At 74.1% G+C, this 13,908-nt stretch carries 10 protein-coding genes; all 10 read right to left on the minus strand.

Features of this window, described 5'->3' with window-relative positions; genetic code table 11:
- The coding region (gene ftsZ / locus ABZ914_RS32380; protein ID WP_500197886.1) for a cell division protein FtsZ at positions 1–1,084 on the minus strand (1,084 nt) is incomplete at its 3' end.
- 451 nt (positions 1,085–1,535) lie between these two features.
- Positions 1,536–2,297 (minus strand): cell division protein FtsQ/DivIB, encoded by a 762-nt coding sequence (locus ABZ914_RS32385; RefSeq protein WP_500197887.1) that lies wholly within the window; start codon positions 2,295–2,297, stop codon positions 1,536–1,538.
- 74 nt (positions 2,298–2,371) lie between these two features.
- Positions 2,372–3,793 carry a UDP-N-acetylmuramate--L-alanine ligase gene (gene murC / locus ABZ914_RS32390; protein WP_500197889.1) on the minus strand — a complete coding sequence of 474 codons (1,422 nt, stop codon included), beginning with the start codon at positions 3,791–3,793 and terminating at the stop codon, positions 2,372–2,374.
- The gene (gene murG, locus ABZ914_RS32395) at positions 3,790–4,884 is read right to left on the minus strand and encodes an undecaprenyldiphospho-muramoylpentapeptide beta-N-acetylglucosaminyltransferase (RefSeq protein WP_190868763.1); all 1,095 of its coding nucleotides are present in this window, start codon (positions 4,882–4,884) and stop codon (positions 3,790–3,792) included. The genes murC and murG overlap by 4 nt, the downstream gene beginning before the upstream one ends.
- A 123-nt stretch (positions 4,885–5,007) precedes the next feature.
- Entirely contained in the window at positions 5,008–6,267 is a 1,260-nt protein-coding gene (ftsW, locus tag ABZ914_RS32400; protein WP_190868762.1) for a putative lipid II flippase FtsW, read from the minus strand.
- Positions 6,264–7,673: a UDP-N-acetylmuramoyl-L-alanine--D-glutamate ligase gene (gene murD / locus ABZ914_RS32405; RefSeq protein WP_500197891.1), complete on the minus strand. Its 1,410-nt coding sequence runs from the start codon at positions 7,671–7,673 to the stop codon at positions 6,264–6,266. Before murD ends, ftsW begins: the two co-directional genes overlap by 4 nt.
- 2 nt (positions 7,674–7,675) lie before the next feature.
- A complete protein-coding gene (gene mraY / locus ABZ914_RS32410; RefSeq protein ID WP_500197892.1) occupies positions 7,676–8,734 on the minus strand; it encodes a phospho-N-acetylmuramoyl-pentapeptide-transferase in 1,059 nt (352 codons plus the stop codon).
- Positions 8,731–10,125 carry a UDP-N-acetylmuramoyl-tripeptide--D-alanyl-D-alanine ligase gene (locus ABZ914_RS32415; RefSeq protein ID WP_190868759.1) on the minus strand — a complete coding sequence of 465 codons (1,395 nt, stop codon included), beginning with the start codon at positions 10,123–10,125 and terminating at the stop codon, positions 8,731–8,733. The genes mraY and ABZ914_RS32415 overlap by 4 nt, the downstream gene beginning before the upstream one ends.
- Positions 10,126–10,143: 18 nt before the next feature.
- Positions 10,144–11,664 (minus strand): UDP-N-acetylmuramoyl-L-alanyl-D-glutamate--2,6-diaminopimelate ligase, encoded by a 1,521-nt coding sequence (locus tag ABZ914_RS32420; RefSeq protein ID WP_500197894.1) that lies wholly within the window; start codon positions 11,662–11,664, stop codon positions 10,144–10,146.
- An 81-nt stretch (positions 11,665–11,745) separates the two neighbouring features.
- Entirely contained in the window at positions 11,746–13,458 is a 1,713-nt protein-coding gene (locus ABZ914_RS32425; RefSeq protein ID WP_190868757.1) for a peptidoglycan D,D-transpeptidase FtsI family protein, read from the minus strand.
- Between the last annotated feature and the right edge of the window lie 450 nt (positions 13,459–13,908).

Below are 13,908 nucleotides of genomic sequence, written 5' to 3' on the forward strand. Positions count from 1 at the left end.
CGGAGCGGCCGACCCGGCTCGGGATCGGGTTGGACGGCGCGGGCGGCGCGGGCGGCGCGGGCGGCGCGGGCGGCGGCACCGGGCGGGGCGGCGGGGCGGCGCGCTTGGTCTCCGGCTCAGGGGCCGGCCGGGTAGGGCGTCCCTCGTCGAAGCCCGCCGCGATCACGGTGACCCGGACCTCGTCGCCGAGCGCGTCGTCGATGACCGCGCCGAAGATGATGTTGGCGTCCGGGGCCGCCGCGTTCGAGACGAGCTGCGCCGCCTCGTTGATCTCGAACAGGCCGAGGTCGGAGCCGCCGGAGATGGACAGCAGCACGCCGTGCGCGCCGTCGATGCTGGCCTCCAGCAGCGGGCTGGAGATCGCCATCTCCGCGGCGGCGACGCTGCGGTCGTCGCCGCGCGCCGAGCCGATGCCCATCAGCGCCGAGCCGGCCCCGGACATGACGGACTTGACGTCGGCGAAGTCCAGGTTGATCAGGCCCGGGGTGGTGATCAGGTCGGTGATGCCCTGGACACCGGACAGGAGCACCTGGTCGGCGGCCTTGAAGGCGTCCAGCACGCTGACCTGCCGGTCGGAGATCGACAGCAGCCGGTCGTTGGGGATCACGATGAGGGTGTCGACCTCGTCGCGCAGCGTCTCGATGCCGGCCTCGGCCTGCATCGCGCGGCGCTTGCCCTCGAAGCTGAACGGGCGGGTGACCACACCGATCGTCAGGGCGCCGAGCGACCGGGCGATGTTGGCGACCACGGGCGCGCCGCCGGTGCCGGTGCCGCCGCCCTCCCCGGCGGTGACGAAGACCATGTCGGCGCCCTTGAGCACCTCCTCGATCTCCTCCCGGTGGTCCTCGGCGGCCTTGCGGCCGACGTCCGGGTTCGCTCCGGCGCCGAGGCCCCGGGTGAGCTCGCGGCCCACGTCCAGCTTCACGTCGGCGTCACTCATCAGCAGCGCCTGGGCGTCCGTGTTGATCGCGATGAACTCGACGCCCTTGAGTCCCTCCTCGATCATCCGGTTGACGGCGTTGACGCCGCCGCCGCCGATACCGACGACCTTGATGACCGCGAGGTAGTTCTGCGGTGCTGCCACGACGAGGGGCCTTTCCGCTCGCTCTATCCGACCCGCCGGTCCGGTCTGCCGACCGTCCGCCGCGGAGTTTCCTGACCTGTGCGCTTTTTCGGCGCGGGCCGTGGGCGGAACCGACCGTCGATCCGATCCACCCTCAACCCTCACCCTCAACTTGAGGCTTACAGTTATGTCAACCTGAGGACTGATACGGACAGTAGGGCGGCCTTACCGCCAGGGTCAACTAACCTCCCCCGAACTCCACCGGCGTGTCGCACTGGGCACGGGTTTGCCCTGGTTGGCGACGGACGTGTCCGCCGCCTGCCGCTCAGTGCACCGCCGCCCGCCCTCCGGTCCGTCCAGGCCGGCCGAACTCCGGCCGACCGTTCCAGCGTGCCCCATCGGCCGCCCGGAATCGCCCCGACACACGCACCGGACCCGAACGGCTTGACATTCGACCGCCCCACACCGCTGATCAGCGCGTGATCAGGACCTCCGGCGAGCTGACGTCGATGGCGTGCAGGGACCGCCCCGACGCGGTGCGCTCCACCGAGTCCAGCAGCCGGATCTTCTCCGCCGCGCGCTCCGGCGGGCCCCACGTCACCGTCAGGCCGCCCTTCATGCGCAGCTCCACCGACCCGGGATCGGCCGCCTCCACCTCCTCGACCCGGCCGCGCAGCCGGTCCGGCAGCCCGGTGAGCACCTTGAGGGCCGCGAGCGTCGCCGGGTCGGACGGCCCGGGCGAGGAGACGGTCAGCTCCGGGAGCCCGGCCGGGCGCGACGCCCCGTCCGCGACGGTCACCCCGTGCCGGTCGAGGCGCTCGTAGCGGCCGCTGCGCTCCAGCACCGCCACCGGGACGCGCTCCCGCACGACGATCCGGACCGTCGCAGGCCAGTCCCGCCTGACCTCGGCGGACTCCACCTCGCGGAGCCGCTCCACCCGCGCCCTGACCTCCCCGGTGTCCAGCCGCGCCATCGGGACGCCGAGGCGGATCCCGGCGGCGGCGACGATCCGGTCGCGCGGCGCGAGCGCGGCGCCGCTCACCTCCACGTGCCGCACCACCAGCAGCTTCGAGCCGAGCAGCACCCAGCCGACCGCGGCCAGCGCGCCGAGCACGAGCAGCGCGACGAAGATCACTTTCCAGCGGCCCCCGCGGGGCCGGTCGGCGGCGGGCTCCGGTCCGGCCGCCGGGTCCTCGGTCCCGCTCTCCGGTTGGTCCGTCCGCGCCTCGGTCATGACCCCAGCTTGACAGTGATCGGGCCGCGCGGCGCCGAACGTCCGCGCGGCGGCGTGTCCCCCCGGACTCCTTCTCAGCGGGCCGCGAGCCGCTCCAGCACCAGCGGGCCGAGCGCGGTCACGTCGCCCGCGCCCAGCGTGATCACCACGTCGCCGGGGCGGGCGAGCGAGGCCGCCAGGCCGGGGACCTCGTCCCGGACGGGCGCGTAGACGGTCTCGGTCCCGGCGGGGACGGCGTCGGCGACGAGCGCCCCCGTCACGCCGGGCTCCGGGTCCTCGCGGGCGCCGTAGACGTCCAGCACCACCGCGACGTCGGCCATGCCGAGCGCGGCGCCGAACTCGGCGGCGAAGAACCGGGTGCGGCTGTACAGGTGCGGCTGGAACACCGCGACGATGCGCCCGGCGGCGCCGCCGGACGCGGCCTTCTCCCCCAGGTAGTCGCGGGTGGCCTCCAGGTCGGCGGTCAGCTCGGTCGGGTGGTGGGCGTAGCTGTCGAACACCTCGACGCCGCCCGCCTCGCCCTTGCGCTCCAGCCGCCGCATCGCGCCGCCGAACGCGGCGAGCCCCTCCCGCACCGCCGCGCCGTCCACGCCGAGCGCCTGCGCGACCGCGACGACCGCCGCGGCGTTGAGCGCGTTGTGCCGGCCCGGGACGCCGAGCGCCACCTCGCCGGCGCCCTCGATCGCGAAGCGGGAGCCGAGGCCGCGCGGGGTGAACCCGGTCACCCGCAGGTCGGCGCCCTCCGCCTCCCCGTACGTCCGGACGGTCAGCCCCCGCGCCCGCGCCCGGTCGGCCAGCTCCAGCGCGACCGGGTCGTCGGCGCCGGCGACGAGCGTCCCGCCCGGCTCGATCCGGTCGACGAACCGGGCGAAGTTCTCCTTCACCATCTCGAAGCCGCCGTAGTTGTCGAGGTGGTCGGCCTCGACGTTGGTGACGACCGCGATGTGCGGGGTGTACATGAGGAACGAGCCGTCGCTCTCGTCGGCCTCGGCGACGAACACGTCCCCGGTGCCCTCGTCGGCGCCGAGCCCCGTGGTGACGAGCTGGCCGCCGATGCAGTACGACGGGTCGGTGCCCGCGTGCTGCAGCGCGACCGTCAGCATCGACGTCGTGGTGGTCTTGCCGTGCGTCCCGGCGACGGCGACGGCGCGCCGCCCCGCCATCAGCGAGGCGAGCGCCGCCGAGCGGTGCAGCACCCGCAGCCCGCGCTCGCGCGCGGCGACGAGCTCGGGGTTGGCCTCCCGGATCGCGGTGGACACCACGACGGTGTCGGCGTCGCCGACGTGCGCGGCGTCGTGCCCGACGAACACCTTCGCGCCGAGGTCGCCGAGCTGGCCGAGCAGCTCGGAGTCGCGCGCGTCGCTGCCGGACACGGCGATGCCGCGGCGCAGCATGATCCGCGCGATGCCGGACATGCCGGCCCCGCCGATGGCGATGAAGTGGACCCGGCCGAGCTCGCCGGCCGGGACGACCTCGCCCGGGTCGATCAGGCTCATCGGGCGGCGCCCGCCGCGCGGACCACGTCGTACACCATCCGGGCCAGCGCGACGTCGGCGTCCCGGCGGCCCATCCGCCCGGCCGCCTCGGACATGTGCGCGACCCGGCCCGGGTCGGCCAGCACCGGCAGCAGGTTCCGGGCGATCCAGTCCGGCGACAGCTCGGCGTTGTCGACCAGCATGCCGCCGCCCGCCGCGACGATCGGCTCGGCGTTCAGCCGCTGCTCGCCGTTGCCGATCGGCAGCGGCACGTACACCGCGGGGAGCGCGACCGCGGCCAGCTCCGCGCAGGTCATCGCGCCGGCCCGGCACATCGCCATGTCGGCGGCGGCGTAGGCCAGGTCCATCCGGTCGCAGTACGGGATGGTGACGTACTGCGGGCCGCCCTGCGCCGGCTCCGGCTCCTCGGTGTTCTTCGGCCCGACGATGTGCAGCACCTGGATGCCGGCCTGCCGGAAGTACGGCGCGGCGGCCACCGCGGCCTGGTTCAGGGAGCGCGCGCCCTGCGACCCGCCGAAGATCAGCAGGGTCGGCAGGTCGGGCAGCAGGCCGAAGTAGGAGCGGGCCTTGTCGCCCATCGCCAGCCGGTCCAGGGACGCGATCTCGCGGCGCAGCGGGATGCCGACGAAGGTGGCGTTCGGGAGCGGCGAGTCCTGGTGCGACACCGCGACGTGGTCGGTGAAGCGGGCGCCGAGCTTGTTGGCCAGGCCCGGCTTCGGGTTGGCCTCGTGCACGATGATCGGGACCTTGCGCTTGCGCGCGGCCAGGTAGCCGGGGGTGGCGACGTAGCCGCCGAACCCGACCAGGACGTCGGCCCTGGCCTGGTCGAGGACGTTCGCCGCCGCGTTGATCGCGCCGCGCAGCCGTCCCGGGACCGACAGCAGCTGCGGGGTCAGCGTGCGCGGCAGCGGGACCGGCGGGATCAGCGCGAGCTCGTAGCCGCGCTGCGGGACCAGCCGGGTCTCCAGGCCCCGTTCGGTGCCGAGGCAGACGATCCCCGTGTTGGGGTCGTTGCGGCGCAGCGCGTCGGCGAGAGCCAGGGCGGGCTCGATGTGTCCGGCGGTGCCGCCGCCGGCCAGGACAACCCTCATGCTCGTTGACAACTCCTCAGCGTGTTCGACGTGTCGGGTGCCGTCCGCTCGCGTGCCGTCCGTCCCGCACTCGGCGCGTGCGGGCGACGGACGCCGGGTCGCCGGCACCCCGGCGGGGGGATTTCAGCGCCGTGCCAGTCCCAGCCAGCTTAGAGCCCTCACGACCGGTCCGGGGCCGCGTGCGGACAGTGCTTGCCGCGCGCCGGGCTCGCGTTTGGCGAACGCCAGCAGCATCCCGAGCGCGATCAGGGTCGGGATGAGCGCGGAACCGCCGTAGGAGACCAGCGGCAGCGGGATGCCGGTGATCGGCAGCACCCCGATCACCGCGCCGATGTTGACGATGGCCTGGACGACCAGCCAGGCGGTCGCGCCGGCGGCGGCGAGCCGGGTGAACGGGTCCTTCACCCGGCGGGCGATGCGCAGCCCCGCGTAGGCCAGCAGGCCGAACAGACCGAGTACGACGAGGGTGCCGACCAGCCCGAACTCCTCCCCGACGATCGCGAAGATGAAGTCGGTCTCGGCGTGCGGCAGGTAGTCCCACTTGGCGCGCCCCTCCCCGAGGCCGGTGCCGAACAGCCCCCCGGAGGCGACCGCGAACAGTCCCTGGATGCCCTGGTAGTTGCTGGTCAACCGGTTGCCGGCCGGGTCGAGGAAGCCGGTGAGCCGCTGCATCCGGTACGGCTCGACGATGATCAGGATCGACACCAGCAGGCAGACCAGGCCGGCGATGCCGACGAACAGCCGGCCCGGCGCGCCGACCACCCACAGCAGCGCCAGGAAGATCGTCAGCAGTACGAGGGTGGTGCCGAGGTCGTTGCCGAGCATGACGAGCAGCACCAGCACCCCGGCGCCGGGCAGCAGCGGCACCAGCAGCGGCCGCCACTCGGTGAGCTGGCCGAGCCGCTCCTTGCGGGCCAGCAGGTCGGCGCCCCACAGCACCAGCGCGAGCTTGGCGGGCTCCGACGGCTGGATCTGCACGGGCCCGAGGTCGATCCAGCGGGTGGCGCCGCCGGCGCTGCGGCCGAGGCCGGGGACCAGCACCATCGCCAGCGCGACGATCGACAGCAGCAGCAGCGGGTAGGCCAGCGCGCGGAACGTCCGCACGGGCAGCCGGGACGCCATCCACATCAGCGGCAGCCCGATCACCATCCACACGGCCTGCTTCTGGAACAGCGTGTAGGCGGACCCGGTCTCCTGCAGCTGCTTGACCGACGACGCGGACAGCACCATGGTCAGGCCGAGCGCCAGCAGCATCACCGAGCAGCTCAGCACCAGGTAGTAGGAGGTGAGGGGGCGGTCGAGCAGCCCGACCGCGGCGACCACCTGCTCGCGCGGCCCGGCCCGGCGCGTCCGCCCCTCCTCGGCCGGTACGGCGGTGGTCATGACGCCTGCGGGTCTCCGGCGGCGGCGAGGCGTTCCACCGCGGCGATGAACGCCTCGCCGCGGGCGGGGTAGTTGGCGAACATGTCGAAGGAGGCCCCGACGGGGGCGAGCAGCACGGTGTCGCCGGGACGGGCGAGCCCGGCTGCTTCGGTGACGACGCGGTCCATGGCCCCAGTGTCGGTGTCGGCGACGTCGACGACCGGGACATCGGCGGCGTGTCGCGCGAGTGCCTCGGCGAGCCGGTGCCGGTCGCGGCCCATCAGCACGACGCCGCGCAGCCGGCCGGCGCAGGTGCGCACCAGGTCGTCGACGTCCAGGCCCTTGAGGAGGCCGCCGGCGATCCACACGATGGACTCGTAGGCGGCCAGGGACGCGGCGGCCGCGTGCGGCTGGGTCGCCTTGGAGTCGTTGACGTAGGCGACGCCGCCGACGTCGGCGACGTGCTGGATGCGGTGCGGGTCGGGCACGAACGAGCGCAGCCCTTCCCGGACGGCCTCGGGCGGCACCCCGAAGGCCCTCGCCAGCCCGGCCGCCGCGAGCGCGTTGGCGACGTTGTGCGGCGCGAACGGGCGGACGTCCGCGAGCGCGGCCAGTTCGGCGGCCTCGGCCGCCGGGTCGGCGGTGAAGGCGCGGTCGACCAGCAGCTCCTCCACGACGCCGAGCTCGCCGGGGCGCGGCACCCGCAGCGTGAACCCGGCGCGCCGCTCGACGCCCTCGGCGCGCTCGGCGAGCGCCGTGGAGGTGTCGTCGTCGGCGTTGTAGACCGCGACGGTGCCCGGCGCGAAGATCTTCGCCTTGGCGCCGACGTAGGCGTCCATGGAGCCGTGCCAGTCGAGGTGGTCGGGCGCGATGTTCAGCACGGTCGCCGCCAGCGGCGCCAGCGAGCTCGACCAGTGCAGCTGGTAGCTCGACAGCTCCACCGCCAGCACGTCGTAGGGCTCGGCGACGGCCTCGACGATCGGCGTGCCGACGTTGCCGACGGCGAGGGCCTTGTGCCCCGCCGCCGTCAGCATGCACGCCAGCATCCGGACGACGGTCGTCTTGCCGTCGGTCCCGGTGATGGCCAGCCACGGCGCGGCGCCCTCCGGCCGCAGCCGCCAGGCCAGCTCCACCTCGCCGATGATCTCGACGCCGGCCGCGGCGGCCGCCGCGAGCAGCGGCGCGTCCGGCTTCCATCCCGGCGAGGTGACGACCAGGCCGGTGCCCTCCGGGAGGGTCTCGCCGTCGCCGAGCCGGACCGCGACGCCGCGCTCCGCCAGCTCGGCGGCCTGCGCGCGCTGCTCGTCGCCGTCGCGGGCGTCGACGGCCGTGACGCGGGCGCCCCGCGCGGCGAGCGCGCGGGCGGCGGCCCGGCCGGACACGCCGAGCCCGGCGACGCAGACGGCGAGGCCGTCCCAGGGACTCATCGTCACTTCTTGGGCATCCATTCCAGGTAGAAGATGCCGAGCCCCATCGCGACGAACAGCGCCGACATCAGCCAGAACCGCACGACGATGGTGGTCTCGGCCCAGCCGGACAGCTCGAAGTGGTGCTGCAGCGGAGCCATCTTGAACACCCGTTTCTTGGTCATCTTGAAGCCGCCGACCTGGATGATCACCGAGAGGGTGATCATCACGATCAGGCCGCACAGGATGGCCAGCAGGAACTGGGTGCGGGTGAGGATCGCGAGGCCGACCAGCACGCCGCCGAGGGCCAGCGAGCCGGTGTCGCCCATGAAGATCTTCGCCGGGGGGGCGTTCCACCACAGGAAGCCGAACACGCCGCCGAGCACGGCCGCGGCCACGACCGCGAGGTCCAGGGGGTCGCGCACGTTGTAGCAGTTGGGGACGAGCGAGGCCTGGCAGGAGTTGCGCAGCTGCCAGTTGCCGATGATCACGTAGGCGGCCAGCACCATGCCGGCGGGGCCGGCGGCGAGGCCGTCCAGGCCGTCGGTGAGGTTCACGCCGTTGGACATCGCCGCGATCAGCAGCAGCGCCCAGACGACGAACAGGTAGGGGCCGATCGAGGGGCCGAAGTCGCGCAGGAAGGACAGGTGGGGGTCGGCGGGGGTGATGTCGTAGCCGTTGGGGAAGTTCAGCGAGGCGACCGCGAAGACCACCCCGACGAGGACGATGCCGAGCATCTTGGCGCCGCTGCGCAGGCCGAGGCTGCGCTGCTTGAACACCTTGATGAAGTCGTCGACGAAGCCGACGAACCCCAGGCCCGTCATGAGGAACAGCACCAGCACACCGGAGATCGTCGGGGCCTGTCCGGTGACCAGGTGCGCGAGCGCGTAGCCGACGAGCGACCCGACGATGAAGACGGTGCCGCCCATGGTGGGGGTGCCGCGCTTGGTGAGGTGGGCCTCGGGGCCCTCGTCCCGGATCATCTGGCCGTAGCCGAGCCGGTTGACGATCCGGATCCACACGGGGGTGCCGACCATGACGAACACCAGCGCGAACCCGGCCGCGATGAGGATGTTGGTCATCGACCGGCCCGCCCGTCCGGCGCCAGCAGCGCCTCGGCGACCCGTTCCAGCCCGGCCACCCGGGAGCCCTTCACCAGCACGACGTCCCGCGGCGCGAGCCGCTCGCTGAGCGCGGCCACCGCCGCGCCGACGTCATCCACCTGCACGCACTCTCCCGTCCATGACGCCACCTCCGCGGCACCTTCGGCCATCGCCGCCGCGTTCGCGCCGACGACGACGAGGCCGTCCAGCCCGCTGCGCGCGGCGTGCCGCCCGATCCTGGCATGTTCCGCGGCGGACGAACCTCCCAGTTCGGCCATTTCACCCAGCACCGCGTACGCGCGCCGGCCGCGGGCCATGTGCGCGAGCACGTCGATCGCGGCGCGCGTCGAGTCGGGGTTGGCGTTGTAGGCGTCGTTGACCACCGTCACCCCGTCGGCCCGCTCGGTGACCTCCATCCGCCACCGGCTGGCCGGCTCCGCCTCCGACAGCCCCGCGGCGATCTCGTCCACCGGCAGCCCCGCCGCGCGCGCCGCCGCCGCGGCGGCCAGCGCGTTCGCGACCGCGTGCGAACCGTACAGCCGCAGCGCGACCGGCGCCGAGCCCTCCGGCGTCACCAGCGTGAACCGGCCCCGGCCCTGCTCGTCGAGCGTCTCGTCCACCGCGCGGACCGCCGCGCCGTCCGACCGGCCGAACGTCACGACCTCGCCCGCGGTGCGCGACGCCATGGCGCTCACCAGGGGGTCGTCGGCGTTGAGCACGGCGGTGCCGTCCGGGCGCAGCGCCTCGACCATCTCGCCCTTGGCGCGCGCGATCGCCTCGCGGCTGCCGAACTCGCCCATGTGCGCGGTGCCGACGTTCAGCACCACCCCGACGTCGGGACGCGCGATCCCGGTCAGGTAGGCGATGTGGCCGATGCCGCGGGCGCCCATCTCCAGCACCAGGTGCCGGGTCTCGGCGCCGGCGCGCAGCACCGTCAGCGGCAGCCCGATCTCGTTGTTGAACGAGCCCGGCGGCCACACCGTCGGCCCGGCCCGCCCGACGAGCTGCGCGATCAGGTCCTTGGTGGAGGTCTTGCCCGCCGACCCGGTGACCGCGACGACCGTCGTGTCCGGCAGCCGCTCCAGCACGCCCCGCGCGAGCCGGCCGAGCGCCTCCTTCACGTCCTCGACCAGCACGGCCGGGCCGCCCACCGGGCGCTGCGCCAGCACCGCGGCGGCCCCGGCCGCCAGCGCGGCGGCGGCGAAGTCGTGCCCGTCCGCGTGCTCGCCCTTGAACGCCGCGAACAGCGCCCCGGGCTCCACGGCGCGGGAGTCGATGACCACGGGACCGCCCGCCACGGCGTCCGGAGGGGCCCCGTCAACGGTGCCCCCCGTGATCTCCGCGATCGTCGACAGCGGAAGTGGGATCACGCCTGCGTCCCGTCCCCTCTACTTCTCTTCCCGAGGCGCGGCACGCCGCAGCGCCTCCCGGACGACCTCGCGGTCGTCGAACGGCTGCACCTCGCCGGCCGCGTACTGGCCCTGCTCGTGGCCCTTGCCCGCGACGACGAGGACGTCGCCGCGGCGGGCCCGGCCGACGGCCAGCGCGATGGCGGCGGCGCGGTCGGGTTCCACGACGATGTGCGCCCGGTGCCGCTGCGGCACCTTGAGCCCGCCCTCGACCATAGCGGCGAGGATGGCGAGCGGATCTTCGGACCTCGGGTTGTCGTTGGTGAAATACGCCATGTCGGCCAGCCGCGCCGCCGCCTCGCCCATCAGCGGGCGCTTGCCGCGGTCGCGGTCGCCGCCGCAGCCGAGCACCACCGCGAGGGACCCCTCGGTGACGGGGCGCAGCGCGGTGAGCACCGCCTCGACGGCGCCGGGCTTGTGCGAGTAGTCGACGAGCGCGACGAAGTCCTGGCCCTCGTCGATCCGCTCCAGCCGCCCGGGGACGCCCTCCAGCGACGCGACGCCGCGCACCGCCGCGGGCAGCCCCAGCCCCGCCTCGACCAGCGCGACGATCGCGGCGAGCGCGTTGGCGACGTTGAACGGCCCGGCGAGCCGCACCGAGGCGTCGGCCTCGACGCCGCCCGGCCCGACGACGCGGAACACGCTGCCGTCCGCGCCGACCCGCACGTCCTCGGCCCGCCAGTCCGCCGCCGGGTCGCCGGACGCCGAGAACGTCGTCATCGGGATCGGGGCGATCTCCAGCAGCTCGCGGCCGTAGTGGTCGTCGAGGTTCACCACGCCGATCCGCGCGTACTCCGGCGTGAACAGCCGGGCCTTCGCCAGGAAGTAGTCCTGCATGGTCGGGTGGTAGTCCAGGTGGTCCTGGGACAGGTTGGTGAAGACGGCGACCTCGTAGTGCGCGCCGCCGACCCGGCCCTGCACGAGCGCGTGGCTCGACACCTCCATCGCCGCGGCGCCGACGCCCTGCTCGCGCATCATCGCCAGCAGCGCGTGCAGGTCCGTCGCCTCCGGCGTGGTCAGCGCGCTCGGCACCCGCTCGTCGGCGACCCGGATCTCCACGCCGCCGACCAGCCCGGTCGTGATGCCCGCGGCGTGCAGCCCGGCCTCGACCAGGAACGCCGTGGTGCTCTTGCCGCTGGTGCCGGTGATGCCGATCAGCGTGATGTCGCGGCCCGGCTCCCCGTACACCCAGGCGGCCGCGTCGCCGAGCCGCGCCCGCGCGTCCGCGACCACCAGCACGGGCAGGCCGGTCGCGGCGGCCCGGTCCCGGCCCGCGGCGTCGGTGAGGATCGCGGCCGCGCCCGCCGCGGCGGCCTGCGCGGAGAACTCGGCGCCGTGGGTGCGGGTGCCGGGCAGCGCCGCGTACACGTCGCCGGGCCGCACCGCGCGCGAGTCGTGCGTGATCCCGGTGACCTCCGTGTCCCCCCAGTCGCCCCGTCCGATCCCGAGAGTCGCCGCGAGCCCGTCCAGCGGACGGGCCTGAGTGGTGGTCGGACGCATGGCGGTTCTTTCGGTGCCGGTGGGACGGGAACGCTGGTGAACGGATGGTGGACTCACGGCGAGTGAGGGTACTCGCTGCGGTCAGTCTCGGGCGTAGATCTTGATGATCGGCGATTTGCTCCCCGTCGGCGGGATCTTCTCGGACTGGAGCGCGAAGCTCATCACGTCGCGGAACACGGGCGCGGCGACGTCGCCACCATAGTGGCTGCCCCGCTTCGGATCCTGCAGGACGACCTGCACGACGAGCCGCGGGTCGTCGGCGGGCGCGAACCCGGCGAACGACGCCGTGTACCCCTTGTAGCATCCGCAGCCCGCGTCGAAGCGCTGCGCCGTGCCGGTCTTGCCGGCGACCCGGTAGCCCTTGATCTGCGCCTTCGGCGCGGTGCCCTCGGGGGTGGTGACGCCCTCCAGCATGTCGCTGATCTGCCGCGCGGTGCCCTCGCTGATCACCCGCTTCTGCTCCGGCGCGGGCGCCGGGGTGAACTTGTCGTTCGCGCCGACCGTCCCCGCGATCAGGTTCGGCGCGACGCGGACGCCGCCGTTGGCGATGGTCGCGTAGACGCTCGCCATCTGCACGGCGTTGACCGACACGGTCTGCCCGAACGCGATCGGGTAGCGGTCGGTGCCCGACCACTTCGACGGCGGGTTGAGCAGCCCCGCCGTCTCCCCCGGCAGCGGCAGGCCGGTCTTCTGGCCGAACCCGAAGTCCCGCAGCGTCTGGTAGAGCCGCTCCTCGCTGATGGTCTGGCTGGCGAGGATGGTGCCGACGTTGCTGGACTTGGCCAGCACCCCGGCGAACGTCAGGTCCTCCACGCCGTGCGGCTCGGAGTCGTGGAACACCACGTTGTACTTGCGGATCCTGTCGGGGACGCTGAAGGGGGTCTGCGGGGTGACCCCGCCGTGCTCCATGACGGCCGCGGCGGTGACGACCTTGCCGGTGCTGCCCGGCTCGTAGGCGTCCTGCACCACCGGGCTCCCCCACACGTCGCGGTCGCCCTTGGTGACGTGGTTCGGGTCGTAGCCGGGCGCCGACGCCATCGCCAGCAGCCGCCCGGTGCGCGGGTCCATCACGATGGCGGTGCCGCTGCGCGCGCCGGTGGCCTTGACCTGCTTCTCGATCGCCTCCTGGGCCTTGAACTGCAGGTCCTGCTGGAGGGTGAGGCGGATGCCGCGGCCGGGGACCGGCGGCTGCTTCTGGTCCTCGCCCATGGGGATGTGCTGGCCCTCGAGGCTGATCTCCACGCGCTGCCAGCCGTCCTTCCCGGACAGCACGGCGTTCTGCGTGCTCTCGAGGCCGGCGGCCCCCTGTCCCGCACCGTTCACGAAACCTATGACGCTCGCGCCCAGCGAACCGTTGGGATAGTCGCGGCGATATTCCGGCAAAGTCCCGATGCCCTGGAAGTTCCAGGACGTGATGAGGCGCGCCTGGTCGGGGGTGACGCCGTGTGCCAGGTAGACGAACTGGGTGCCCTTCTTGCTGATCGCCTTCAGCACCGCGTCCGGGTCCAGCCCGAGGGTCGGGGCGAGCGCGTTGACGATCGCCTGCCGCTTCTCCGGCTTGATGACGTACGGGTCGGCGGTGATCGCGCGGGCCTCCACCGTCATGGCGAGCGGGTTGCCCTGCGCGTCGGTGATCGCGCCGCGGACGGCGGGCAGCTTCAGCTTCCGCAGCCGCTGGTCCATCGCCTGCTCGCTGTACTTGCCGGACTCGATCGTCTGGAGCTGGACGAGGCGCCCCGCGAACAGCGACAGCACGAACGCCACGACCAGCAGCCCGGCGTTCAGGCGCTTCATCGGGTCGCGGCGGTGGAAGGGGACGCGCGGGCGGCGCGGGGGCCGCGGCGGGCGGCGACCGGAGCCGCCGCCGGGGCGCGGCCCGCGGGGGCCGTCGCGGCGCGTCCCGCCCGGCCCGCCCGTCCGGGACGGACCGCCGGGCCGCGCGGTGGGCGCGGTCGTGCGGAACGCGGCCGTCCGGCTCTTCGCGGACGCCCCGCCCTTTCCGGAAGCGGCCCTCCCGGAACCGCTCTTGCCCGACGCCGCCTTGCCGGAGGTCGCTTTGCCGGAGGTCGCCTTGCCGGAGGCGCTCTTGGTGGTCGCGCCCTTGCCGGCCGGCTTCTTCTCCGCGTCCTTCTTACCGGTCCCCTTGCGCGGCTGCGGAACGGTGCCGCCGCGGGCGGGCCGGCGGGCGGCGGGACCGCCCTTCTTCCCCGGCCGGGCCCCCCGCGCCCGCCGACCCCCCCGCGC

Source organism: Spirillospora sp. NPDC046719 (genome assembly GCF_040645715.1).
Lineage (GTDB): Bacteria > Actinomycetota > Actinomycetes > Streptosporangiales > Streptosporangiaceae > Spirillospora.

What these genes read in the sequence shown, in the direction of transcription:
- ABZ914_RS32385 (WP_500197887.1), bottom strand. Translation starts at nt 2,297, where the DNA reads ATGACCGAGGCGCGGACGGACCAACCGGAGAGCGGGACCGAGGACCCG.
- murC (WP_500197889.1), bottom strand. Translation starts at nt 3,793, where the DNA reads ATGAGCCTGATCGACCCGGGCGAGGTCGTCCCGGCCGGCGAGCTCGGC.
- murG (WP_190868763.1), bottom strand. Translation starts at nt 4,884, where the DNA reads ATGAGGGTTGTCCTGGCCGGCGGCGGCACCGCCGGACACATCGAGCCC.
- ftsW (WP_190868762.1), bottom strand. Translation starts at nt 6,267, where the DNA reads ATGACCACCGCCGTACCGGCCGAGGAGGGGCGGACGCGCCGGGCCGGG.
- murD (WP_500197891.1), bottom strand. Translation starts at nt 7,673, where the DNA reads ATGAGTCCCTGGGACGGCCTCGCCGTCTGCGTCGCCGGGCTCGGCGTG.
- mraY (WP_500197892.1), bottom strand. Translation starts at nt 8,734, where the DNA reads ATGACCAACATCCTCATCGCGGCCGGGTTCGCGCTGGTGTTCGTCATG.
- ABZ914_RS32420 (WP_500197894.1), bottom strand. Translation starts at nt 11,664, where the DNA reads ATGCGTCCGACCACCACTCAGGCCCGTCCGCTGGACGGGCTCGCGGCG.
- ABZ914_RS32425 (WP_190868757.1), bottom strand. Translation starts at nt 13,458, where the DNA reads ATGAAGCGCCTGAACGCCGGGCTGCTGGTCGTGGCGTTCGTGCTGTCG.